Annotated in this window: 20 protein-coding genes, 1 tRNA gene and 1 riboswitch; of the genes, 9 read left to right on the plus strand and 12 right to left on the minus strand. The window is 41.0% G+C overall.

Translation table 11 applies throughout. The features are described 5' to 3' along the window. Positions 1–14 precede the first annotated feature (14 nt). The 3 genes from cooS to fakB (M8E35_RS02875) form a co-directional block, all read right to left on the minus strand. Positions 15–2,033 carry an anaerobic carbon-monoxide dehydrogenase catalytic subunit gene (gene cooS, locus M8E35_RS02865; RefSeq protein WP_252467243.1) on the minus strand — a complete coding sequence of 673 codons (2,019 nt, stop codon included), beginning with the start codon at positions 2,031–2,033 and terminating at the stop codon, positions 15–17. Positions 2,034–2,099: 66 nt separating this feature from the next. After that, on the minus strand, positions 2,100–2,864 hold the full coding sequence (locus tag M8E35_RS02870) for an ATP-binding protein (RefSeq protein ID WP_252467244.1): 765 nt from the start codon (positions 2,862–2,864) through the stop codon (positions 2,100–2,102). Positions 2,865–3,359: 495 nt separating this feature from the next. Next, entirely contained in the window at positions 3,360–4,217 is an 858-nt protein-coding gene (gene fakB, locus M8E35_RS02875) for a DegV family protein (protein WP_252467245.1), read from the minus strand. Between the two features lie 337 nt (positions 4,218–4,554). Here fakB (M8E35_RS02875) and M8E35_RS02880 point away from each other — a divergent pair. From M8E35_RS02880 to M8E35_RS02910, 7 genes are all read left to right on the plus strand, one after another. Continuing rightward, a tRNA-Pro gene (locus M8E35_RS02880) sits at positions 4,555–4,631 on the plus strand. A gap of 540 nt (positions 4,632–5,171) precedes the next feature. Next, positions 5,172–5,711 carry a GNAT family N-acetyltransferase gene (locus tag M8E35_RS02885; protein WP_252467246.1) on the plus strand — a complete coding sequence of 180 codons (540 nt, stop codon included), beginning with the start codon at positions 5,172–5,174 and terminating at the stop codon, positions 5,709–5,711. Between the two features lie 81 nt (positions 5,712–5,792). Next, a riboswitch (FMN riboswitch) is annotated at positions 5,793–5,907 on the plus strand. A 148-nt stretch (positions 5,908–6,055) separates the two neighbouring features. Beyond that, entirely contained in the window at positions 6,056–7,174 is a 1,119-nt protein-coding gene (gene ribD / locus M8E35_RS02890) for a bifunctional diaminohydroxyphosphoribosylaminopyrimidine deaminase/5-amino-6-(5-phosphoribosylamino)uracil reductase RibD (protein WP_252467247.1), read from the plus strand. 48 nt (positions 7,175–7,222) lie between these two features. Further along, entirely contained in the window at positions 7,223–7,876 is a 654-nt protein-coding gene (locus tag M8E35_RS02895; RefSeq protein WP_252467248.1) for a riboflavin synthase, read from the plus strand. Between the two features lie 43 nt (positions 7,877–7,919). Then, positions 7,920–9,122, plus strand: coding sequence for a bifunctional 3,4-dihydroxy-2-butanone-4-phosphate synthase/GTP cyclohydrolase II (locus M8E35_RS02900; RefSeq protein ID WP_252467249.1), 1,203 nt, complete (start codon positions 7,920–7,922; stop codon positions 9,120–9,122). 71 nt (positions 9,123–9,193) lie between these two features. Continuing rightward, positions 9,194–9,655, plus strand: a complete 462-nt coding sequence (gene ribH / locus M8E35_RS02905) for a 6,7-dimethyl-8-ribityllumazine synthase (protein WP_073029067.1) — start codon at positions 9,194–9,196, stop codon at positions 9,653–9,655. A gap of 139 nt (positions 9,656–9,794) precedes the next feature. Beyond that, positions 9,795–10,415, plus strand: a complete 621-nt coding sequence (locus M8E35_RS02910) for a sigma-70 family RNA polymerase sigma factor (RefSeq protein ID WP_252467250.1) — start codon at positions 9,795–9,797, stop codon at positions 10,413–10,415. Between the two features lie 73 nt (positions 10,416–10,488). On the opposite strand, the gene M8E35_RS02915 is transcribed toward M8E35_RS02910, so the two are convergent. After that, entirely contained in the window at positions 10,489–10,686 is a 198-nt protein-coding gene (locus M8E35_RS02915) for a spore coat protein (protein WP_252467251.1), read from the minus strand. A gap of 15 nt (positions 10,687–10,701) precedes the next feature. Further along, complete coding sequence (locus M8E35_RS02920) at positions 10,702–10,911, minus strand: hypothetical protein (RefSeq protein WP_252467252.1); 210 nt, start codon at positions 10,909–10,911, stop codon at positions 10,702–10,704. 223 nt (positions 10,912–11,134) lie between these two features. On the opposite strand from M8E35_RS02920, the gene M8E35_RS02925 reads away from it, so the two are divergent. Beyond that, positions 11,135–11,632 (plus strand): DivIVA domain-containing protein, encoded by a 498-nt coding sequence (locus M8E35_RS02925; protein ID WP_252467253.1) that lies wholly within the window; start codon positions 11,135–11,137, stop codon positions 11,630–11,632. Between the two features lie 78 nt (positions 11,633–11,710). On the opposite strand, the gene clpB is transcribed toward M8E35_RS02925, so the two are convergent. The 7 genes from clpB to M8E35_RS02960 all read right to left on the minus strand — a co-directional run bounded on the left by clpB (position 11,711) and on the right by M8E35_RS02960 (position 21,676). Then, the gene (clpB, locus tag M8E35_RS02930) at positions 11,711–14,317 is read right to left on the minus strand and encodes an ATP-dependent chaperone ClpB (protein WP_252467254.1); all 2,607 of its coding nucleotides are present in this window, start codon (positions 14,315–14,317) and stop codon (positions 11,711–11,713) included. A 54-nt stretch (positions 14,318–14,371) separates the two neighbouring features. Next, positions 14,372–15,364: a DnaJ C-terminal domain-containing protein gene (locus M8E35_RS02935; RefSeq protein ID WP_252467255.1), complete on the minus strand. Its 993-nt coding sequence runs from the start codon at positions 15,362–15,364 to the stop codon at positions 14,372–14,374. 341 nt (positions 15,365–15,705) lie between these two features. Beyond that, complete coding sequence (locus M8E35_RS02940; RefSeq protein ID WP_252467257.1) at positions 15,706–16,635, minus strand: diacylglycerol/lipid kinase family protein; 930 nt, start codon at positions 16,633–16,635, stop codon at positions 15,706–15,708. 225 nt (positions 16,636–16,860) lie between these two features. Beyond that, the gene (locus tag M8E35_RS02945) at positions 16,861–18,603 is read right to left on the minus strand and encodes a phospho-sugar mutase (protein ID WP_252467258.1); all 1,743 of its coding nucleotides are present in this window, start codon (positions 18,601–18,603) and stop codon (positions 16,861–16,863) included. A gap of 206 nt (positions 18,604–18,809) precedes the next feature. Further along, a complete protein-coding gene (fakB, locus tag M8E35_RS02950) occupies positions 18,810–19,694 on the minus strand; it encodes a DegV family protein (protein ID WP_252467259.1) in 885 nt (294 codons plus the stop codon). Positions 19,695–19,784: 90 nt separating this feature from the next. After that, the gene (locus M8E35_RS02955) at positions 19,785–20,366 is read right to left on the minus strand and encodes a flavodoxin family protein (RefSeq protein WP_252467260.1); all 582 of its coding nucleotides are present in this window, start codon (positions 20,364–20,366) and stop codon (positions 19,785–19,787) included. 479 nt (positions 20,367–20,845) lie between these two features. Further along, positions 20,846–21,676: a GNAT family N-acetyltransferase gene (locus tag M8E35_RS02960; RefSeq protein ID WP_252467261.1), complete on the minus strand. Its 831-nt coding sequence runs from the start codon at positions 21,674–21,676 to the stop codon at positions 20,846–20,848. Positions 21,677–21,860: 184 nt separating this feature from the next. On the opposite strand from M8E35_RS02960, the gene M8E35_RS02965 reads away from it, so the two are divergent. After that, the gene (locus M8E35_RS02965; RefSeq protein ID WP_252467262.1) at positions 21,861–23,183 is read left to right on the plus strand and encodes a M18 family aminopeptidase; all 1,323 of its coding nucleotides are present in this window, start codon (positions 21,861–21,863) and stop codon (positions 23,181–23,183) included. The last annotated feature ends 23 nt before the right edge of the window (positions 23,184–23,206 follow it).

Below are 23,206 nucleotides of genomic sequence, written 5' to 3' on the forward strand. Positions count from 1 at the left end.
ACATTCCTCCTTTCTTACCAACCTTGCGCTATTGCGGTGTCGTTTTTCTCCGCTGTTTGCCTGTGAATGCCTAATTTCCAAGTTCTATACTCTAAAGCATCTAAGAGTTTTGATGCTCCAATAACGGGATCGACTTCAAAAATAAAGTTCCCACCAAAAACGTCATGAGCAATTTGAGTAGTAATTCCATAAACAAGGTCACTGCCTTCAACAGGAGGCAAGGACCCGACATGGGTAGGCAGTCCCATGGTAATGCACCAAGAACCAATCGCTACCGCTTTTTCGTGCATTGCTTCCGGAGCAGAAGCAACAAACGGCACTTTAGGGATATCAACTCCAAGTTCATTAGCCATTGCGACGGCCAAATCTACAGCACGACTGTTATCAACACACGAGCCTACATGGAAAACTAGGGGTAGACCCGTGGCCAATTGAGGATTTGCTGCTTCCAGGGTTTGAATGAATGACTTAAGACCTTCTCCGGCATAGGTATCCACTGCTAAGGGGGACATAAGACCAAATTTCGCAAACGCTCCTGAGGAACAGCCTGTGGAAATAACGAAAACGTCATTTTTCACGAGTTCTTTCAAGACAGTTATATGGGATTCATCTTGAGCCCGTTTAAGATTGTTACATCCGGCCATGAGACAAACTCCTTTGAGCTGTCCACTCTGAATGGCGTCTGTAAGCACAGATATCGGACGTTCGGGGTTGATCTTTGAGAATATTTCGGTAAGCGCTTCTACACTGAAACCAGCTACAAGCTTATGCTTTTCGTTAGGAATGGAAATTTTCTTAGGATCCCGATGCTTATAAGCTTCGATAGCAATCTTAATTAGCTTTTTAGCATCTTCCATTGCTGTGGTGGTATTGAAAGCGATGTGTTGAGCGCTTGGGACTTTCATAATAGCTTCTGTAGTAATAACTTTTGTATGATAGCATTCCGCTATGGTTTGCACAGCTGGGTAGATACACTGAATATCCACGACCATCGCATCTAAAGCACCCGTTAAGATGGCCATTTCTTGAGAGGCTGAAGATGTTGCTAAGTATACACCTTCCCGCATGAGCAACTCATTACCGGTACAACAGATTCCTACAATATTGACCCCTTCAGCTCCGACTTTTACTGCCTCTTCTTTCATCGCGCGTGCAGCTGCAACAACCATTTCGCTCAGAACTGGGTTATGCCCGTGAACGGCAATATTCACCATTTTGGGGTTGATTACACCTAAGTTTGCTTCCGATACGATAGGTTCGGGAATTCCAAACAACACGTCGCTTAGATTTGTGCCGATATATTCCCCGCCTAAGTCAGCAAGTGCACTTTTGAGTCCTCCGAAAATGATATTTACTGGATCACTGTCAACGCCCATGGCGGTTTGAGCAATAAGCTCGGTTATTGATCCGTCAATATTTCTCGGCATAATATTAGTGTGCTGGAATTTCTTACGGCGTCCTTCAGTCATAAATGAATCAAGAAACGCTAACGGACGATCTTGATAACGTCCAAAATCTGCATATCCGATCTCAACAACGTCTCTGAGGATGTCCTTATCCCCACGGTCAAGAGTGGCTACTCCAAGTTTTTCAGCTAATTTATGAAGCTTTGCAGGAGATTTGATTTCGTAATCGTCGGCATGTCCATCGACTAATGCATGAGCTGTATGCAAAACATGGCGTGCATGCTCAGAGTGAGATGCGGCTCCTCCAGCAATCATGCGGACAATGTTACGTGAAACAATGGTATAAGCTGAGGCTCCGCAGATTCCACGACTTCCAGGACCGTCCTCTTTTTTAACACGACAAGGGCCGGCGATACAGATACGGCAACATATTCCTTTGTATCCAAACGCACATTGAGGTTGTTGAGCAACTACCCGATCATAAACCGTCTCAATATTTTTATCCTTAATCATTTCCAACATTTGAAGGGCACCGGGGTCGGTTGTACGAATGGGATTCTTAGGATCTACGACTCGCGGTGCGTCGGATGGTCGGGCGGTATGGGTTAAATCCCGATATCTAGGCATATTACACCCTCCTCTTTATTAAGATCTTGTCTCTTACAAATACACGTCTCTACTACGAAACCTCTGTCATCTCCCTTCGTCTACAATTTTTTGGTAAATTGTATTGAGCTCAACTCCCAGAGACCCACCAGGCAACTCGATATTACCTGTATTTAAGGACATTTCCAACAGCTTGTCACTGTAAGGGATGATGCCAATAAGCTGTTCTTTAGGAAAGTGGTCTCTAAGAAAACTTTCATCTTTAGAATTGCGAACTTTGTTGCCAACTACAAGTACTCGAGGAATACCCAGTTCTAAAGCGAGCTGTTGTATTACCTTTACGGTTTGAATGCTTACCTTACTCGGTTCTGTGACAATGACTAAAACATCGACTCCTAAAGCTGTCCCCCTGGTTAGTTGTTCAATTCCTGCACCCATATCTAAGATGACTGTATCTTTTTCCCCAAGGATAAGCGAATTAACTAAGGCTTGAAGAAAGCTGTTTTCTTTACAGTAACAAGAAGTGCCGCCTCCTTTTATGTTACCCATGCGAAAGAATCTAAGAGCGCCCAGCGAGATGCTGTAGTCATCAAGTATATCATCCACGTTGGGATTAAGTGGATAATAAGTTCCACTTCCCCCCATGCGCTCTTCGATTAATTGTTTCATATCAACAATCGGCTTTAGATTCGCAAGAACATCATCAGAGATTCCTAAGATCGTCCCTAGACTGGCATCTGGGTCAGCATCAACTGCTAAAACAGATATCTCTTTATTTGAGAGCCATTGGGCAAAATTTGCAGCAAAGGTAGTTTTACCAACGCCACCTTTGCCAGAAATTGCTATTTTCAACGAGACTCAACTCCTTCTCTGCATTTAATCATAAGCCTATTAACCTAATGCTGCGCTTTTATTAATTATATATTCTTTTTTTGTTTCACAAATCCTGCAAAATTTCTGAATATATTTTTTATTTTAAGCAACTTTTTTTAAACACATAAAACTTAGTTTCATTGTTTAATATTTCTGTATATTCAGACAAATATTATAATCTTTTAATGCAACTGACAAATTAAACGATTCTACCTTTAAAATTATAGTATGCAACTTAATTTCTTTTTAGTTTTAATATACAAAATTAAATTTAGACTAAATTTATGTCTCCGTTATGTATGTTTCAATTCTAAGAGAATTAATCTCATGAATTGCCCATTTAGAGTCATTAAATATTGCTCATACACGCCCATTATGTAAGCTTTCAATCGACCTGCTATAAAGGGCTCTAATAAATAAAACATTATTAAATCCGACCCTTCCTGAAAACTAAAATTAAATTTCAGACCGTTCTTAATTAGAAGGCCAAGGGTGAAATACAAGCCCAAAAGCACCTGCTCCGACGTGAGTTGCTATGACTGGTCCAGCTTCAAACAAACGAACTTCATGCTCCGGATAGCGAACCTGAAGCTCGTTAAGCAATACTCTACCCTCTTCAGGTATATTGACGTGCATAACACAAATTCTATAACGTTTGCCGGTAGATAAAGCCCGGTCTAATTGGTCAAGAACAGTTTGCCAAGCCCGTGAACGTGAACGCACTTTATCAAAAACATCTATATGGGCACTTTTATTAAAATAAAGAATTGGTTTAATTTGAAGCAATGTCCCCACCAGAGCAGCTGCTCCACCAATTCGCCCGCCTTTTCGCAGGTTTTCTAATGTATCCACTATGAAATAAAGTTCCGTTTCTTGGATTAGCATTTTTAACTTGTCCATAATTTCCAAAGCACTAAAGCCCTGTTGTGCCCACTCAGCTGACGCCCATGCCAAAACACCAAGACCCAATGCAGAGGATCTCGAATCAAAAATGTGAATATTTTGGTTTGAAGACAGCTCTTTGGCCATTTCCGCGGAATGTAATGTGCCGCTTATTGCTAATGAGAGATGAATACTCACGATATCCTCGATACCTTCAGAAAACATAGCTTCGTAAGTCTCTAAAAATTTGCCAACGGAAGGTTGAGATGTAGTAGAAAGACCGGAGATATAACTTAACTTTTTGAAATAAATCTGATTGGTCAATTCTGTTTCGGAATACGTTTCGTCTCCGATATTTACATTAAGAGGCACCACGCGAATTTGAAATTGCTCAAGGATATCCTTCGATAAATATCCTGTAGAATCCATAACAATCCCTATTTTGCTCAAATATATTTCTCTCCCTTATGTATATACACCTTGGAATTTCTTAATCTATTGCTTGTATAAAGTATATCTTAAATCAAAAGGGGTAGCAATCAAAAGACCCAGCATTTGGATTAACAAACTGCCTTTTTCTACCTATATTTATCATTTTTTGTAGTTGTGGTAACAAATCGGTATAGGAGTATTCTATTATAAAAAGTAGAATTTATCAATGAATCATCATTCATTTTTTGAATATTTTATAATTTTATGTATGATTTTAAATAAAAGAGATTGGTTATGCCAAAATAGGTTGACAGAATTAATATGATTTGTTAATATGATAGACGTTCTTAAAATACGGGGCGTGGCGCAGTTTGGTAGCGTGCTTGGTTCGGGACCAAGAGGCCGTGGGTTCGAATCCCGTCGCCCCGACCACTTTGAACTCCCTACAAGGGATACAGGGGTTTGAAATAAATAGTAATCAAGCACCTGCAGGTTAACGACATTTGGCTTAAGGTCAGCGATTTCTTGCTATACTGAACCACTTTGTTCTTGCATATTTTAGAGGACAAAGTGGTTTTTATAATTCTATCACCATCTTTCAGCAGGTACTGTCTGCCATGAGACATTGTTTTTCTTCATGATAAATATGTCTTCTTTAAAGATATCATCTATGTCAATCATTTGATGAATTTAAAAGCAATCTATCAATTAGAAACCTCTAATTTCAATGTTTTCAGTATATTAAGTTTAATCTAAGCTAATTAAAACTCGCTTAATACAAAATCCTTATAATTCAAAGAACGAATATTTATTATAAAAAGCCCTCAATGAAAATACTTCTTTTTTTGATTACTAATACTCCCTGAGTTGCTCTTAATCTGAAAATAATTATAAAATAAATACTAAGTAGCTAACTAGTTTAAAGTGCAATACTGAGACGATTGGGTTAATTTAATAAAGGAGTCTTTTGTAATGTTAAAAGGTCTAAAAACATTCGTTCGGACAGTTGAGGAAGATGATATTGACACAATATACCGATGGTATAATGATCAAGAGGTTAATTTTTGGTCCTCTGGCGCTTGGCCTCTAAATACTATGCAGAGCAAAGATCAGATTGCTGTTAAATTTCTTGACGGGTCACCAGATATTTACCGCTATTCTATACTCGATGAAAATGATCACCTCATCGGAACTATTGGTTTTAAAGAACTCAATATACCTGGTCGATCAGCGACAATTTATATTGTTATTGGCGATAAAGCTTATTGGGGAAAAGGGTATGGAACAGATGCCTTAATTGTATTTGCGCGTTTTCTCTTCACGCAGTGGAATTTCCACCGACTCTCGCTAGATACTTGGGATGAGAATATCCGAGCTATAAAAGCGTATGAAAAAGTTGGGTTCAAAGTTGAAGGCCGTCAACGTGAAGCTCGCTACGTGTTAGGAAACTATCATGATGCCATTCTCATGGGTTTATTAAGCAGTGAGTTTCTGGCCCTACACGGAAAATAATCCGAAGTTAAACTAGAATCTTGGTAATAGGGTTGCTAAAATCAACAGCCTGGAGTAAACTATAATAAATTCAATAATCGTATACTCCTCTGGGGTTGGGTGAGATTCCCTACCGGCGGTAAAGCCCGCGAGCCTTTTTGGCAGATCTGGTGAAATTCCAGGGCCGACAGTACAGTCTGGATGAGAAGAGGAACAGTTTCAAATTGCGTGCTTACGCTTATTTTGAGCTGCGTCTTATTCAACACCTAGAGAAAATTGGGTGTTTTTTTGTTTTCATTTTATCTTTATCTAATTTATCGCTTTTTGGAGACACTAAATCCGAAATAATTAGAAAGGGAATTATCATGAACAAATCAAGTCCCTCCAATCTTAATGATGAACAATTTATGAAAAGAGCACTCGAGTTAGCGGCCATGGCATTGGGCAGAACCAGCCCCAATCCTTTAGTTGGGTGTGTTATCGTTAAAGATGATAAGATTTTAGGTGAGGGGTTTCATCATAAGGCAGGAACTCCTCATGCCGAAATTCACGCCCTGGCAGCCGCAGGTGATCATGCACATGGAGCTACAGCGTATGTTACACTGGAACCGTGTTCCCATTTTGGCCGAACTCCACCCTGTGCTGATGCATTAATCCGCGCTAAACTCAGGCGGGTTGTCGTTGCCATGAAGGATCCTAATCCACTGGTCGCAGGTCGAGGTCTAGAACGCTTGCGAGAAGCTGGAATACAAGTTGACGTAGGGTTATTGTTAAAAGAAGCCTTACTCCTAAACGAAACCTTCATTAAATCAATAACTGCAGGCCTGCCATTTGTTGTTTACAAATCGGCAATGACCTTAGATGGAAAAATTGCCACAGAAACTGGGGATTCGCAGTGGATAAGTAATGAAATCTCACGCCAATACGTTCATCAGCTTCGTGATCGTTATGATGTTATCCTAGTAGGCAGTCAAACCATTCTTCAGGATAACCCTGCCCTCACTTGCCGTCTTCCCAGTGGAAAAGACCCCATTCGACTTATTGTAGATGGAAAATTAATCATTGACGAACATGCCCAAGTGCTTACCTCTTCGAAATTCAGTCCTTGTATAATAGCCACTTCGCTTTCGGCATCGAGAGAGAAGGTTGAACGTCTGCAAAGCCTCCATCAAGTTGAAGTGTGGCAATACAATACAGAGAGACATGTCCCTCTGGAAAAACTGATGCGTGATCTTGTCCAGCGCGGTTGGATAAGTGTCTTATTAGAAGGAGGAGGCGGACTGGCGGGAGCGCTTCTTCAAGAAAAGTTAGTCGACAAAGCAGAGTTTTTTATTGCACCTAAACTTGTTGGCGGAAATGGTCCTTCTCCCCTTTCAGGTTTACATATCGGGCGCATGGCTGATGCTATAGGTCTAGACAATCTCTGCGTTGATATGGAGACAGGCGACCTGCACGTTACAGGGTATATACGCCCAAAGGTTTAGATTAGACTATTATCCTATCGACGCAGATGCATTAGGGAGGAGAAAGATGTGTTTACCGGAATTGTAGAAGAACTAGGCATCGTCCGAGCCCTTCGACTCTTGCCAGAATCAGGTCAACTTACTCTTGAAGGAAAAAAGGTTCTTGATGGAACCCGAATTGGAGACAGCATTGCTGTCAATGGAGTTTGCTTAACCGTTATTCGGCTAGGTGATCGAGAATTCACAGTAGATGTAATGGCTGAAACATTAGCAAAAACGAATTTAGCTGAACTAAAGAGTGGCAGTCGTGTTAACCTGGAACGAGCTTTACAGCTTCAAACCCGTTTAGGCGGACATTTGGTTAGCGGGCATGTTGACGGGGTCGGCAACATTCGTCGAATTGTTCCATGGGGCATCGCTCAAGTCTATGAAATCAATGCTCCCCCTGCTCTTATTTCCTATATGTTGCCGAAAGGTTCAATTGCTATTGATGGAATTTCTCTTACCGTGATTGACGTAGAAGCCGATTATTTTACAGTCTCTCTGATACCCCATACTTCCAAAGAGACTACCCTGGGATTCAAGGGAATTGGAGCGAGCGTCAATCTTGAAACAGACCTCATTGGTAAATACGTTGCTCGTTTTATGGGGCTTAATGCGACTTCAAGCGATAACAAAAAAGATTTGTCACTAGGTTTTCTAGCTGAACATGGATTTATCTAATTCGGATCATCCGATAGATGGAACAATGAGGAGAGTGCAAACAATGTCATTTAATACAATAGAAGAAGCTTTAGTAGATATACGACAAGGTAAAATGGTTGTAATGGTGGATGACGAGGACCGCGAGAACGAAGGTGACCTGGTTATGGCTGCCGAAATGGCTACTCCAGAAGCAATTAATTTTATGGCAACCTACGGACGAGGTTTAATTTGTGTTCCGATGACCAAGGATCGAATTCATGACTTACAACTTGAGCAGATGGTAACTAATAATACCGATCCTCATGGTACGGCCTTCACTGTAAGCGTTGATTCCGTCACAAGTTCTACTGGAATTTCAGCTTTTGAACGAGCGGAAACTGTCAAGGTTCTTGTGAACCCTCAGAGCAAACCGACCGATTTACAACGTCCCGGGCATATCTTCCCACTTCTGGCTCGAGAAGGCGGAGTTTTGGTTCGTGCAGGTCACACGGAAGGCTCTGTAGATTTAGCACGTCTTGCCGGACTGAAACCAGCGGGCCTGATTTGTGAGGTCATGAATGAAGACGGAACAATGGCTAGAGTACCTGATCTGCAATTATTTGTTGAAAAGCACAATCTTAAATTGATTACCTTAAAAGATCTAATCAGTTACAGGCGCCAAGCGGAAAAACTGATTGAAAAGGTTGAAAGTATTCAGCTCCCTACCGGTTTTGGTGAATTCCGTGCTGTAGGTTATCTCAGTATTCTTGATAAAGAAGAACATGTTGCATTAGTTAAAGGTACAGTTGACGATGGTAAACCTGTGCTAGTCAGGGTTCACTCAGAATGTTTAACCGGAGATGTTTTTCATTCCCGTCGCTGTGACTGCGGAGACCAACTTTCTGCCGCTATGCAAGAGATTGAGCGCGAAGGACGCGGAGTGTTGCTTTATATGCGTCAAGAAGGCCGTGGAATCGGCTTGTTAAATAAATTAAGAGCGTATAAACTGCAAGAAGAAGGTAAAGACACTGTGGAGGCAAATCTTGCCTTAGGATTTCCGGAAGATTTAAGAGACTATGGCGTTGGTGCCCAAATTTTAGCCGACCTGGGAATTTCTCAAGTCCGTTTAATGACCAATAATCCACGCAAGATCGTCGGACTAGAAGGGTATGGCTTAAAAGTAGTTGAACGTGTCCCTTTAGAGATCTCGTGTAAACCAGAAAACACAAAATATCTTTGCACTAAGAAACAAAAGATGGGACATTTTTTATCAGAAGTACAGTAGTGAATCATTAGTATTACTAGATCATTTAAGGATAAGCTTAGTTCCAGATACTGAAAGGATGGTTATAAAAAATGAAAACTTATGAAGGAAATTTAATTGCTCAAGGGCTAAAGATTGGAATTATTGCTGCGCGTTTTAATGAGTTTATTACAAGTAAATTAGTAGGTGGTGCAATTGATGCACTGCAGCGACACGGGGTAACGGAAAACGATATTGAATTAGCCTGGGTCCCCGGAGCCTTTGAAATCCCCTTAGTTGCTCAAAGAATGGCCCTCTCCAAAAACTATGATGCAGTCATTTGTCTTGGGGCTGTTATTCGTGGGGCAACACCTCATTTTGACCTTGTCAGCAATGAAGTCAGTAAAGGAATTGCCCAGGTTGGCTTACAAACCGGGATACCAGTAATTTTTGGTGTCATTGCAACTGACAGTATTGAACAGGCGATTGAACGAGCGGGAACTAAGGCAGGAAACAAAGGCTTTGACGCTGCTATGACCGCAATAGAGACTGCAAATTTACTCAAATCATTTTAACCATAAACCGTTTATCGCTTAAACAATAAATCAATTAGAATAATATGGAGGTTTGTCCACTAAAAACTCCTTGTCAAATGACATATTCTTTATTAAACTCTTATAGGTGTCTATTTTTTGACAAGGAGTTGAGAGTGCCATGACTTCGAACATTTGCAACTTAGCCAAGGAGACAGCCATGCTTGAAGCAGCGCGCTCCGGCAATAAAGATGCTTTAAATGAGATTATTCAACATTATGAACCTGAAATTCGTATGATTGCTTCTAAGTATTTCTTACCTAGAGCAGACTATGAGGATTTGTTACAAGAAGGACGAATCGCGATATATCGGGCGATCCTATCGTATGACGAAGAATCTGGTATTCCCTTTCTTCATTTTTTAAGGATGGTTATTAAACGGAAACTTATCGATGGGCTGCGTAAATATACACGCCAAAAACACGCTAACCTTAATGAAGCCTATTCCCTCAATAACGTAGTTTCTGAGACAGAGGAAACAAGCTTTTTAGAATTATTACCAAACGCTGAGGACCCAGCATCAACGGTTATCGCCAACGATGAAGTCCATTCCATGATTCAAGATTTAAATAAGAATATGTCAAATCTTGAACGCTTGGTATTTGAACACTATTTCATCCAAGGATTTAAACAACGGGAAGTGTCCGAGCACTTAGGGCTTCATCCGAAATCCTTGGATAATGCAATCCAACGCATACGCCACAAAACTGCACTTTATCGCTCTAGACAAGTTGCAGGTTAATTTTCCAAAGTATCATAAATAAAAATAAAGAACCGGGAATTTATTGATTCCCGGTTCTTTATTTACGCTTGAACTATGCAATTCCACCACTTTGAGTAATCAATTTACTCACTTTACTATGCGCATTAGTCGCTTCGTTGGCTAAGCGTAAGTATATATCTCTTAAATTAGCATGATGAGCACGCGTGGCTAAAGTCATGTACCCAGTAGCAGCAGCCGCAGCGTCTTTTTCATAATCATAAAGCATATCCAAATCGCTAAATTGGCTCATTTTTGTACCCCCTTTCTATTGAAGTTCTACCATTCCTTTTTTAAAATAACCTACCACATCTTCTAAACCTTTGGCTTGTTCTTTAAAAAACCCCTTAACAGCAGCGTCTTTTGCCATTTCTGTGTAAACTTGGCACTTTTTCATAGCGGTTTCGGTCTCAATTAAGCTTCGGGTTAACATGCCTTGGTCAAGGATTTTCTTCGTTTCCATATCATTTAGTTGCATCAAGATCCCTCCTTCTGAAAAACTAATTTACATAACATTCTCAGGATGTGTAAATAGACCATAAATTATTCATAATAAATGAACACAAAGTATGTTCAAATAGATACTATGCTAGACAGGCAGGATGTTCATGAGTTAAACTGAAAAGGTACAAGGATTATTATACACATTTTCTATAGAAACATTACATAATTTTGGGTTTTGAGAATGGAGGTATAAACATTTGGAGACGCCAGAATTCAAGCGTGGTTTCCGTGGGTATGATTCCGATGCTGTTGACCAAGCGTGGGCAGAAAGCGAACGACAATTATCTGAAGCAAATGCAGCTCACAAGGAACTGCGCTTACAGATTAACAGTTTAAGGGAACAAAACTCAGAATGGGGAAATCGCCTAAAGTATTATGAGCAGATTGAAAAAGATCTAAGAGATGCCCTTGTAAGCGCCCAAAGAATCGCAAATCAAGTAAAAGATGAAGCAACAATACAGGCAGAAGAGCTTCTTCAATCCGCACGCAGCGAGAGTGAAGTCATACTAAGTGAAGCAGCGCATCTTTCGGAGTCCAAGGAAATTGAAGCAGACAATATGCTCATTGAAAAGCGGATGGAAATTGTACAACTAGAGGAACAGATTCAAGGACTGATTGAGCAAAAAACAGAACTTCAGACTCTTGCTGATCAAGTCAGGCAATATTTGGATAAAATTAAGGACTTAATTATGTAAATAATATCCCATAGATTTTAAAGGCAGAATACCTCGATCTAATGAAAATTAGTCAAGGGATTCTGCCTTTAATTATTATTAACTCACTTTATCTTTAAGGAGAGAAAATGAATAGTTCCCCACTTCGTCAACATCTACAAAGATTTCTTGCCCCTCCTTAAATTCTCCTTTCAGGAGTTTGAAAGCTAAAGAGTTTTGCAAACGTTGTTGAATCACTCGTTTAAGAGGCCTCGCTCCGTAAATTGGGTCATACCCTTCATTCGTAAGTTGTTCCTTTGCCTTTGATGATAGGGTCAGTGTCAGTTTGCTTTCACTTAAGCGTTTACGTAGCTGACCAAGCTGAATATCGACAATCTGACCAATATGCTGACGTCCAAGTGGATGGAAGATTATAATTTCATCAAGACGATTGAGAAATTCCGGCCGGAAATAATGTCGAAGTTCTTCATTAATGCTGGATCGTACTTCTTCCTTGCCAGCGTTGCGTTGGGTTAATTCTTGAATAGTCGGGCTGGCAATATTACTGGTTAAGATCACTACTGTGTTTTTAAAATTTACTATTCGGCCCTGACCATCGGTTAACCTTCCATCATCTAGAAGTTGCAATAATATATTGGAAACATCGCTATGCGCTTTCTCTACTTCGTCAAAGAGAATGACACTGTAAGGTTTACGTCGGACGGCTTCTGTGAGTTGTCCACCCTCTTCATAACCGACATATCCGGGAGGAGCTCCGATCAGTCGTGACACAGAATGTTTTTCCATATACTCGGACATGTCAATCCGAACCATTGCTTGTTCATCATCAAAGAGGAATTCTGCCAACGCCCTTGAAAGCTCTGTCTTCCCTACCCCCGTAGGGCCTAGGAAAAGGAATGAACCTAGGGGTCGATTTGAGTCTTGCAACCCTGCTCGCGCTCGACGCACGGCATCGGCAACAGCACGAACAGCTTCTTCTTGACCAATAACTCGCTGATGAATTCGATCTTCCATCTGAATGAGCTTTTGCATCTCACTTTCCATTAATTTGGAAACGGGAACATGGGTCCAAGTTGCCACGATTTCCGCAATGTCTTGTTCAATTACTTCTTGTTTCAGTAAAGTATTTTTCTTATCTTGCAGTTTTTCCTCCGTGCTTTTCAGTTCTTTTTCCAAATTAGGGATTATTCCGTATTGGAGCTCTGCAGCTTTATTATAGTCAAGTTGCTGTTGAGCTTGCTCCATTAAGATACGTGAACGATCTACTTCTTCTTTTAGTTGTTGAATCCTAACAAGAGTTTCACGTTCTCCCTGCAACTGAGCCTCCATGCCAAAACGTTCTTCCTTAAGATTACCTAATTCTTCCTCAATTTTCGCTAAGCGCTCTTTACTGGCCTCATCCTTTTCTTTCCTCAAGGCTTCCCGTTCTATTTCGAGTTGCATCATTCGACGTTTAATTTGGTCTAAATCATGAGGGTCACTAGTAATTTCCATACGCATGCGTGCACCGGCTTCATCAATTAAATCAATTGCTTTATCAGGCAGGAAGCGGTCACTAATATAACGATCTGAAAGAACAGCTGCCGCAATAATTGCCCCGTCAGTAATTCGTACACCGTGATGTGTTTCGTAGCGTTCTTTAAGACCGCGCAGAATTGAAATAGTATCTTCCACTGTGGGGGCTTCCACCATAATAGGTTGGAATCGCCGTTCGAGAGCGGCATCCTTCTCAATGTGCTTGCGATATTCTGCGAGTGTTGTAGCTCCCAGCATACTGAGTTCTCCTCGAGCAAGCATCGGCTTGAGCATATTACTGGCATCCATTGCTCCTTCAGCAGCTCCGGCCCCTACAACTGTATGCAGTTCATCAATAAATAAGATTACATCATCACGGTCCTGGATTTCTTTGAGTACGGCTTTCAATCGTTCTTCGAACTCCCCACGATACTTGGCTCCAGCAATTAAGGTTCCCATATCAAGAGAAATCACCTGTTTATCCTTAATTGCCTCTGGGACATCTCCACGCACAATTCTTTGAGCTAAACCTTCTGCGATGGCTGTTTTACCAACCCCTGGCTCACCAATGAGGACAGGGTTATTTTTCGTGCGTCTGGATAGAGTTTGAATAACCCTGCGAATTTCTTCGTCACGGCCAATAACTGGATCTAGACGTCCACGCCTTGCTTGTTGCACTAAGTTAAGCCCATATTGCTCGAGAGCAGCGTAGGTCCCTTCAGGATTAGGACTCGTGACACGTTGGGTTCCCCTAACTTCACGCAATGCTTGAAGCAATTTTTCCCGAGTTAATCCGGCTTGCTTTAGAACTTGTTGGGCAGACCCTCCGGCCTTTTCCCAGATCCCAAGCAGTAAATGTTCTGTACTGACGTATTCATCGCCAAACGGTGCCATCTCATCATGAGCAGCTACCAAAACACTGCGCAAGCGGGGAGAAATGCTCATTTGCACATTGCCGCCGCTAATTCGGGGAAAGCGGTTGATCTCTTGACGCATAGTTTGGATGAGGGATCCAACTGCCATGCCTAGTTTAGTTAATACTTGAGGAACAACGCCATCACCTTGCTCTAAGAGGGTGAGTAATAGATGCTCCGGTTCAACTAGACTGTTCCCGTTGCGTTCCGCCATTGTTTGGGCACCTGTGATTGCTTCCTGTGATTTCTGGGTAAAACGGTTGGTATCAAATGACATAATCGCTCACTCCTTTTCAAGCTAGTTTAAATTTAAGAGCGCCATGGTGTGACACTACAGAACAACTCCTCGTTTATCAGCCAGGTCACGCAGAGCCGTAATTTCTGAATCACTCATATTTTCGGGTAACTTAATTGAAACTTCCACAAAAAGATCCCCCTGTTGAGCAGGCTTTTCTAAATTTGGCATACCTTTGCCCTTCAGGCGAAATTTCTTTCCGTTTTGGGAAAGAGGCGGAATTTTTAGCAAGACTTCACCGCTAAAAGTTTTGACACTGACTTCTCCGCCTAAAACCGCTCGATAAAAATCAACCGGGATCTCGGCCCTTAAGTCATCTCCATCGCGAACGAAATAGGGATGCGGGCTTACCGTTATAATTAAATAGAGGTTCCCAGCTGGTCCGCCCGAAATTCCCGGACTGCCTTGACCTGAAAGCCGTACCTTAGAACCGGTCCGTACCCCTTTTGGGATCTTAGCCTCAATTTGCTTTTCACCTGTTCGAATGACTCTCGTTGTACCAGTATAAGATTCCTCTAGAGTTACTTGAACTTCAACTTCAAGATCCTGGCCTTGACGGGGACGACCAGCAGCGGGCCCTCCGCCAAATCCTCGGCCTGGTCCTCCAACTCCTCCAAAGAGAGTTGAGAAGAAGTCAGAGTATCCTTCCCCTCCAAAATTAAATCCACCGGTTTTACCCGAGCCACCGAACATTTCTGCAAAATCTTCCGGGGACATGGTATAGGTATGTCCTCCGCTCCCTCCACTGGGATTCGATTGCCAACGATCCCAATTATAATCCCCACGTCCTCCACGAGCTTTCCATTGTTGATAGTCTTGACGCAACTCGTCGTATTTACGTCGCTTTTCAGGATCACTAATTGCTTGATATGCCTCCGTAGCCTCTTTGAATTTTTCTTCAGCAACTTTATCTCCGGGATTAACATCCGGATGATACTTTTTAGCTAGTTTCTGAAAAGCTTTCTTAATGGTTTTTTCATCGGCATCGGCTGAAACACCTAAGCTCACATAATAGTCTTTAAAGTCCATACTTTCACCTCATAACACTACGTTTAGTCAGCATTATTTTATATAGAGTAACTATTCCCTAGATTTTTATATCCTAAAAGACTCTTAATAATTTAGAGTATTTTTCCTTGTTATCAAAATTATAGTCTATTTTCTTTTAAAGGTCAATATTGGTCAGACATTTATTTGACCAATATTGACCTTTAAGTATTATCTTTTTACTCTTTAGAATACTTTTTTACCCAACAGAATTTGCAATTAAAACAGAGATAGGTTTCATAGAACATCTATGAATACCTATCCCTGAAATAAGCGGATGCACTCAATTAAATTTTCAGGCAGGTTTAGAGCCGGCAAATCATTTAACCCCATAAACAAAGAATACGAGGAATAACTTTAAGCTGGATAGGTCCTTGACCGGGTTGCTCCCCATCAATATCCAGCAGAATTTTTTCAGCTGAAGTAATGACTACGGAGCGACCGCGCAGCACGCTAACCCCAGGGATCGAAAGATGAGTGCCCCGATAGATTTTTGGTATATGCCGTAAAATAGTCCAGGTTGAAAAGTCTCCTAAGAATACTATATCAAAACGACCATCATCAAGTTCTGCATGCGGTGCGATCATCATTCCACCACCAATATAACGACCGTTTGCTACCATAATACTATTAAGGCGACCATTACAAATTAGTTTCCCATCGATTTGACAGCTCATAACTTTATTACTGTAACGAAGTATGCTTATTACTGATCCAATAAGAAAAGATAGTTTACCTCCAAGCAACTTACTTTGCTGATTGACGCGAGCAACTGTCTCCCCACCTAAACCAACGTCTGCAACGTTAAGGAAATAACGGTGGATCTGCTGTCCATAATTATCATGAAAGAGGACTTCCCCGACATCGATTTTTCGTTTTCGACCTTGTTTCAGAATATCGATAAAACCCTCAATTCCTTTAGGAATTTGTAAGGTGCGAATAAAGTCGCATCCAGTACCATGTGAAAAAACGGCTAGCTCTGCCTGCGGGTTAATCAGCTGATTATTAGAGAAAAATCCATTAACTACTTCATTCATAGTCCCGTCTCCCCCGACAGAAATGATGCGATTACACCCTTCTTTCAAGGCTTTTTGAGTGATATGAATTGCATCCCCAGGTCCAGAGGTATAAGTGAAGTCGATAGGATATCCTTCTTCTCGCAGTCGTTTCAAATACTGAGGCCATCGTTTAAGAGTACTGCCATTGGATGAATGCGGATTTACAACAGCGAACCAGTAGTTACTTATTTGCATTAAGAAAACTCTCCCTTTTGCAGACACATATATAATGTACAGTCAGTTTATACTTTCTGACTAGTATTAGCGATAAAAAATGCCTATATATGCCTCATCTCGAGAGAATTCGACGTTTAGAACGAAAAATCCTTTTCGTTAGTTTACCCTCCATCGCAATTCGCTAAGAGTGTTCTTTATATGTTATTGGAAGAGCCAATAAGACAGCCATTTAAATTTGTTTATTTAGACAGAACGTATTTGATTGATACGTTGCATGACATCCTCTTTCACTTTGCGAAGGAAATCTTCTGCCCCAGCTAAGGTATCAGCTTTCACTGAGAAGTAAAATTTAATTTTGGGTTCCGTACCTGAGGGTCGCACCATCACAAATCCTCCACCCGCAAAAGAATATCTTAAAACATTTGACCGAGGAAGTTTGAGAGGATATGTTTGTCCTGTTTCAAAGTTTTTGCCTATTCGCAGTTCGTAGTCGTCAAATCTTTCAATAGACATCCCACACAATTCATGAATCTCTTCTTGACGGAGTGAATCCATAATTAAAGCCATCTCTTCTTTTCCAAGTTTCCCTTCTAGGGCAAGGGATTCTTGGTCATCAAGGTAAAATCCAAATTGTTGATAGATGCTTTCGAGAACAGCAAAGAAATTGCGTCCTTCAATCTGCTGATAATAGAGGGCAGCTTCAGCTAAGATGACAGAAGCGATAATTCCATCTTTATCTCGGACAAAATCCCCTGCCAAATATCCGTAACTTTCTTCAAAACCAAATTCGAAGGTTCCCCAACCGCCCTCCTCCATTTCCTTTTCCTTTTCAGCAATGAATTTAAACCCTGTCAGCACGTTTTCAACTTGAACATTAAAATATCTGGCAACTTCATCTGCCAAATCAGTTGAGGCAACAGTTTTAATAATCGTTGCATTTTCCGGAAGGGTTCCTAAAGCCTTTTTCTGAGATAGGATATAGTATGTTAACAGTATTCCGATTTGATTCCCCGTAAGCTGTATATAGTCCCCTTGAGGAGTACGTAAGGCAACCCCCAAACGATCCGCATCAGGATCTGTAGCTAGAAGAAGATCTGCTTTCACAGCATTTCCATATTTTCGAGCAAGTTCAAACGTTGCCGGAATTTCAGGATTGGGATACGGGACGGTTGTGAATTCCGGATCAGGATGCTCTTGTTCGAGAACAACATTGACCGAACTGAAACCGAGTTCAGACAAAGCCCTTCGGACTAGGATATTTCCCGCTCCGTGAAGCGGCGTATAGACGATACTGAGTTCCTTCCCTTTTTGCTTATCAAGATCTGGGTACAGTGCCAATTTCCTGACACGAGCAAGATAGGGTTTATCAATTTCTTCTCCAATTATTTGAAGCAGTCCACATCGCTTAGCTTCTTCAAGGGATAGAGGTTCGATTCCCAACCAGCTCTCACGGGCTTCTATGCGGGCAAGAATTTGATCTGCTTTTACAGGAGGCACCTGTCCTCCATCATCCCAATATACTTTGTACCCATTGTAGATTTTAGGGTTGTGACTCGCTGTCACAACAATCCCCGCCAAAGCACGCAAATGGCGGACCGTAAAGGAGAGTTCCGGTGTGGGACGAAGTGCATCAAAAAGATATACTTTGATTCCGTTCTTGGCAAGCACCAGGGCGGCCTCGAGAGCGAATTCAGGTGAATACCTGCGCGAGTCGTAAGCAATCACGACCCCTCGCCGCATTCCTTCTTGCCCATGATCACAAACACATTCAGCCAACCCTTGGGTTACTTTTCGAATAACATATTTGTTCATACGATTTGTGCCTGCGCCAATAATACCTCTTAACCCACCTGTGCCGAATTCTAGATCCGTATAAAAACGGTCCTCAATTTCTTGTGGATCGGTGATTTCTCTTAGCTCTTGCCGTGTTTCTTCATCAAAATAGGGGTCTTCCGTCCATAAGCGATAGCGATCTTGAATACTCACCCTGACAAACCTCCCATATAGTTGTATTTTCAATATAATTAGATTTTCAAGACTTTACTGGATTTGCCTCATTGGATAATCTTCCCTTTTAAGTGAGTATAGCATAACCTTGTTAAATTTAACAAATTATTATAGCGGGTAAGGCACTTGTTGAATGAGTGCCCTTTTCCTCTGCAAACGCTCAGTAAAAAAGAAATATGCCCAGTCTAAGACTGAGCTGTAAGTACTGGAGAAATTATAACACCAACAAGTCCGGGTCCTGTATGGACCCCCATAACCGGACTGATCTGATTGAACAACAATTCTTTAATATTTGGAAGTTCTTTAGCATTTTGCCACAGCTTACGAGCTTCCTGCTCTGCTCCTCCATGTACAATAGCCACATTATATTGTCCATCCTGAATACTTTCTATGAGTATATCGTATAATTTTTTGAGTGATTGGTCTCTGCCGCGGACTTTCGAATATGTAATATATTTTCCTTCTGAATTTATAGAGATTATTGGTTTTATGTTAAGAAGCTCTCCTATGGTACCTGAAACATATCCGATGCGGCCACCCCGCTTTAGATACTCCAATGTAGATAAGACAAAATATAGCTTAGTCTGCTCAGAAACTTTCTTAGCTACCTTGAGTACGGCCTGAAAATCAATAGATTTGCGAAGCTCGCGAGCCGCCTGGAGAACGGGAAAACCGAGGCCCATGGAAAGCGCTTTAGAATCCAAGACTTCAATTTCCATTTCCTTATAATCTTTGGCTACCTGACATACAGTTTCATAAGTACCGCTTAAACCACTTGATATGTGCATTGTGAGAATATGAGTAAACTTCTCCTCTCTTAGTCGGTCAAACAAATTAGAGATTTCTGCTGGAGAAGGTAATGATGTTGTGGGAACTTCAATATCCATATTGTCATATACCTCATTTGGACTGATACTGACCCCGTCGAGATACTCTCGATCTTTATATACAACGTGCAAAGGAAGAATCTCAATCCCAAACTCCTTAGTCATATCTGAGTCTAGATCACTTGTACTGTCTGTAACAATTGCAATTTTTGGGACGCTTAAAGGTATTGAAGTTTCTCGCATGAGGCATAGTTCCTTTCCATCAAAACTATAGTATTTTAATAATTAGTATATCATAATAGTCAACGATTCGACTAGAAAGTTTTTGTAATATTAGGTTATCAAAAGAGCTTGGGTAGCTTTACGCACTTCTTCCAATGAAGACGGAGAAGCTTCAATATCACCGACTTTATCAACTCCACTATATAGGCAAGCTTGAGAATATTTAATATCTAACATATGATAAAACGTTTTGACGGAACGCTCGGCACACTCAAATACATTTGGGAGACGTGTTCCCGCCGTAGAAATAAAAAGTCCAATTCGTTCAGGTCCAGCTGGATTTAGTAGCGTTTGATTAAGAAGATATTTGCGCGCCCAAAACGTTTGCATTCGATCAATCATTGTTTTGGTTTGAGCATTGACCCCCATAAAATATATAGGCGCGGCTAGAATGAAACGGTCGGAGTGAATTAACTTCTCTTGAAGCTTTAGGATATCGTCATTTATTACACAAATTCCCTTAGCAGAGCACGCACCACATCCTTGGCAGGGACTGATCTTTAGGTCAGTAAGATAAACCAACTCCGTGCTGTGTCCCTCGGCCTGGGCAACTCTAATTCCCTCTAATAGCAATTTTGTCGTATTGCCGTTGCGTCGTGGACTGCAGGCAATTCCAAGTAATGATAATGCCATAATTAGTTTCTCTCCCATCAATTATAGTTTCTCGCTTATATACAAAATATAACTCATCCAAGTACAAAAGCGAGGTTCTTAATTATTTAAGAATCTCGCTTTTATATTTGGCTTTTTCCGAATGGGTTTAAGCTCATTAGGTTACACTTTAGGATTAGGATCTGGGTCAAAATACCGCTCCCTTTCTGTAACTACTTATCCTTCTTCATGAACTTGCCTTAGGGTCTGAGTAGACTTAATGGGTTCTAGTCCAACAGACTCTAAAATTGCATTAATCATTAACTGCTCTTTTTTCGTCATACGCACTCTTTCCTTTCATTTTCTGGGTAACTAGATTAGTATATACCTTCTTTGATACAATTGCAAGTTTTTCGTAAAATTAATAATTTTTTACATCTGCCGTTTAAAACGAACCAAAATGACCCCGCTTTTGTGTCGTTTCATCCGGACTAAATTAGCCTATGTGCGGAGAATGCGGTTTATGACAGTTCAATACACATTTCTAGTTGTTTGGCACTGGGGTTAATTCCATGAGCCCGGAGAAAGGTGGAAATCCAATCATTTGGTTGATTAGTAAGTGAGAAAGATGCACCTGACCATTGAAGTATAGTGGGAAGAACTTCTTCTATTCCCGCTAAATTTGAACTCCAAATATCAAGCAAAAGACCCGATTTTTCCTCTGCAAACAAGGCACCCGCAGTTTTAGTTTGATTAATGTAAGCTAAAAGGTTACCATGTCGTCTGAGATACCCCTCTCTTCGTTGCCAAGCCGGATTAAAAAAAGCATGGTTGCGATTTTGAAAGTATTCGTCTACTGATATTAGTGCAACCGGATGAATCTGAAGCATCTTATCGTTAAAATCAGCGATGCTTTGAGCACGGTAAACATTAAGCTGACGCACATCGACAAAACCGACGGACTGATAAATTTTTCTTGCATAATTCTGTTCCAGTACTTCAAGGTAAATCCGTTTAAGAAAAATACTTTTTGCCATATTCAACTGGGAACGCAACAGGACTGTAAAAAGGCCATTTCGTCGGTAATCAGGATCTATACAGGTGCCAGCAATCCATCCATCTTTATTATCTATTGCCAGCAAGGTAAACCCTACAACACGATTATCAACAAAAATGGCAACAGAACGCGACAAAGAAACTTGACTCAGAGCAAGCCAAGCTTTCATATGTTCTTGTTTATATGCCATATTATAATAATACCCGAGCCAACAGCGGTTCCACATCTCAGTAATATCTTGCAAGTTAAAATCTTCAAGAGTTTTTACGTTGACATTTTTAATATTAATATTCAATTTAATCCCACAATTCTATTATAAATAAATGGTCATTTCACTTTCTATATGTTATGTCAAATATCCTTCAACCTTAAGGAATGCCAGCTAATTTATTTTAGAAGTGTGATTAATATTTGCTTATCTCTTGCTATTTACTTATAGTAAGAATCACCAACAGAAATTTGAAAGGTGGTCCGACGTAATGAAAACTTCATTTATTAATGACGCCGAGCTAACGTTCGCTCATGAACTCCTGGATTTTATTGAGGAAAGCCCATCTTCTTTTCACGCCGTGGAAACTGTTAAGAAATTGCTCGCTCCTCAGGGATTTCAAGAGCTATCTCTTAACGGGAAATGGTCCTTGACTCCAGGTGGGAAATATTTCATAACTCGTAACAATTCAGCTCTAATTGCCTTTTCGCTTGGCCTGGGTGAGCCAGAAAAACATGGGTTTCGCCTGATTGCAGCGCATACAGACAGCCCTGCTTTCCGTATTAAAACCTTACCTGAAATATCAGTAGAAGGTCATTATCTCAAATTGAATATTGAAACGTACGGAGGTCCCATTCTTAATACTTGGCTAGACCGCCCTCTTTCTGTAGCTGGTCGAATTATCCAGAGGGGAGAATCTCCCTTTTCTCCAAAAACCAGACTTTTCCATAGTGATCGACCCTTGCTTGTGATTCCCAATCTTGCGATTCATATGAACCGCAAAGTTAATGAAGGTTTAGAATTAAATAAACAGAAGGATATGCTGCCTTTATTGGCTCAAGTTACTAAAGACTTACATAAAGAAAATGTTTTAATTCATTACCTTGCTGAAAGCCTGCATTGTCTGCCTGAAGATATTATAGACTTCGACCTGTTCCTTTATGAAGCTGAAAAGGGTTGTCTTGTCGGACTTCAACAAGAGTTTATATCAAGCGCGCGTTTGGATGATCTGGCCATGATTCATGCAGGAATATGGGCCATTGCCAAGGTAAACCAATCATTGTCCACTAAGGTCCTTGCCTGTTTTGATCATGAGGAATGTGGAAGCACTTCCAAGCAAGGTGCGGCTTCTCCTCTTCTGTCCCATGTGTTGGAACGAATCCTGCTTGCTCAAAAGAAAGACCGAGAAGCATATTTCCAAGCCTTAGAGCATTCATTTCTCATTTCGGCTGATATGGCCCATGCGCTTCACCCCAATGCCGGTGAGAAGCATGATCCTAGTAATCGTCCTATCTTGAATGGCGGCCCAGTGATTAAAACTAGTGCTAATCAGAGCTACACTACCGATGCAGAATCTGCCTCAATATTTTCTGCCCTATGTCACTTAGCAGATGTACCCGTCCAGAAATTTGTCAATCGTTCTGATGAACGAGGGGGCTCTACCATTGGTCCGATATCCAGTACACACCTCGATATCCGTTCTGTAGATATTGGCAACCCTATCTTAGCAATGCATTCTGTACGCGAACTCGGGGGCGTGAAAGACCACTTAGCTGCTGCAAAAGTCTTTAGTGCGTTCTATGAATCTGTTTAAGGCTTAAGTATAATAAAATCAAA

The organism is Desulfosporosinus nitroreducens, assembly GCF_023897015.1.
Taxonomy (GTDB): Bacteria; Bacillota; Desulfitobacteriia; order Desulfitobacteriales; family Desulfitobacteriaceae; genus Desulfosporosinus; species Desulfosporosinus nitroreducens.

Excerpts from the sequence above, each read along its gene's own strand:
- M8E35_RS02940 (WP_252467257.1), bottom strand. The coding sequence starts at position 16,635 with ATGCAAATAAGTAACTACTGGTTCGCTGTTGTAAATCCGCATTCATCC.
- M8E35_RS02900 (WP_252467249.1), top strand. The coding sequence starts at position 7,920 with ATGTCATTTAATACAATAGAAGAAGCTTTAGTAGATATACGACAAGGT.
- M8E35_RS02910 (WP_252467250.1), top strand. The coding sequence starts at position 9,795 with ATGACTTCGAACATTTGCAACTTAGCCAAGGAGACAGCCATGCTTGAA.
- ribD (WP_252467247.1), top strand. The coding sequence starts at position 6,056 with ATGAACAAATCAAGTCCCTCCAATCTTAATGATGAACAATTTATGAAA.
- M8E35_RS02955 (WP_252467260.1), bottom strand. The coding sequence starts at position 20,366 with ATGGCATTATCATTACTTGGAATTGCCTGCAGTCCACGACGCAACGGC.
- M8E35_RS02915 (WP_252467251.1), bottom strand. The coding sequence starts at position 10,686 with ATGAGCCAATTTAGCGATTTGGATATGCTTTATGATTATGAAAAAGAC.
- fakB (WP_252467259.1), bottom strand. The coding sequence starts at position 19,694 with ATGCGAGAAACTTCAATACCTTTAAGCGTCCCAAAAATTGCAATTGTT.
- M8E35_RS02965 (WP_252467262.1), top strand. The coding sequence starts at position 21,861 with ATGAAAACTTCATTTATTAATGACGCCGAGCTAACGTTCGCTCATGAA.
- cooS (WP_252467243.1), bottom strand. The coding sequence starts at position 2,033 with ATGCCTAGATATCGGGATTTAACCCATACCGCCCGACCATCCGACGCA.
- M8E35_RS02935 (WP_252467255.1), bottom strand. The coding sequence starts at position 15,364 with ATGGACTTTAAAGACTATTATGTGAGCTTAGGTGTTTCAGCCGATGCC.
- ribH (WP_073029067.1), top strand. The coding sequence starts at position 9,194 with ATGAAAACTTATGAAGGAAATTTAATTGCTCAAGGGCTAAAGATTGGA.
- M8E35_RS02920 (WP_252467252.1), bottom strand. The coding sequence starts at position 10,911 with ATGCAACTAAATGATATGGAAACGAAGAAAATCCTTGACCAAGGCATG.
- M8E35_RS02885 (WP_252467246.1), top strand. The coding sequence starts at position 5,172 with ATGTTAAAAGGTCTAAAAACATTCGTTCGGACAGTTGAGGAAGATGAT.
- clpB (WP_252467254.1), bottom strand. The coding sequence starts at position 14,317 with ATGTCATTTGATACCAACCGTTTTACCCAGAAATCACAGGAAGCAATC.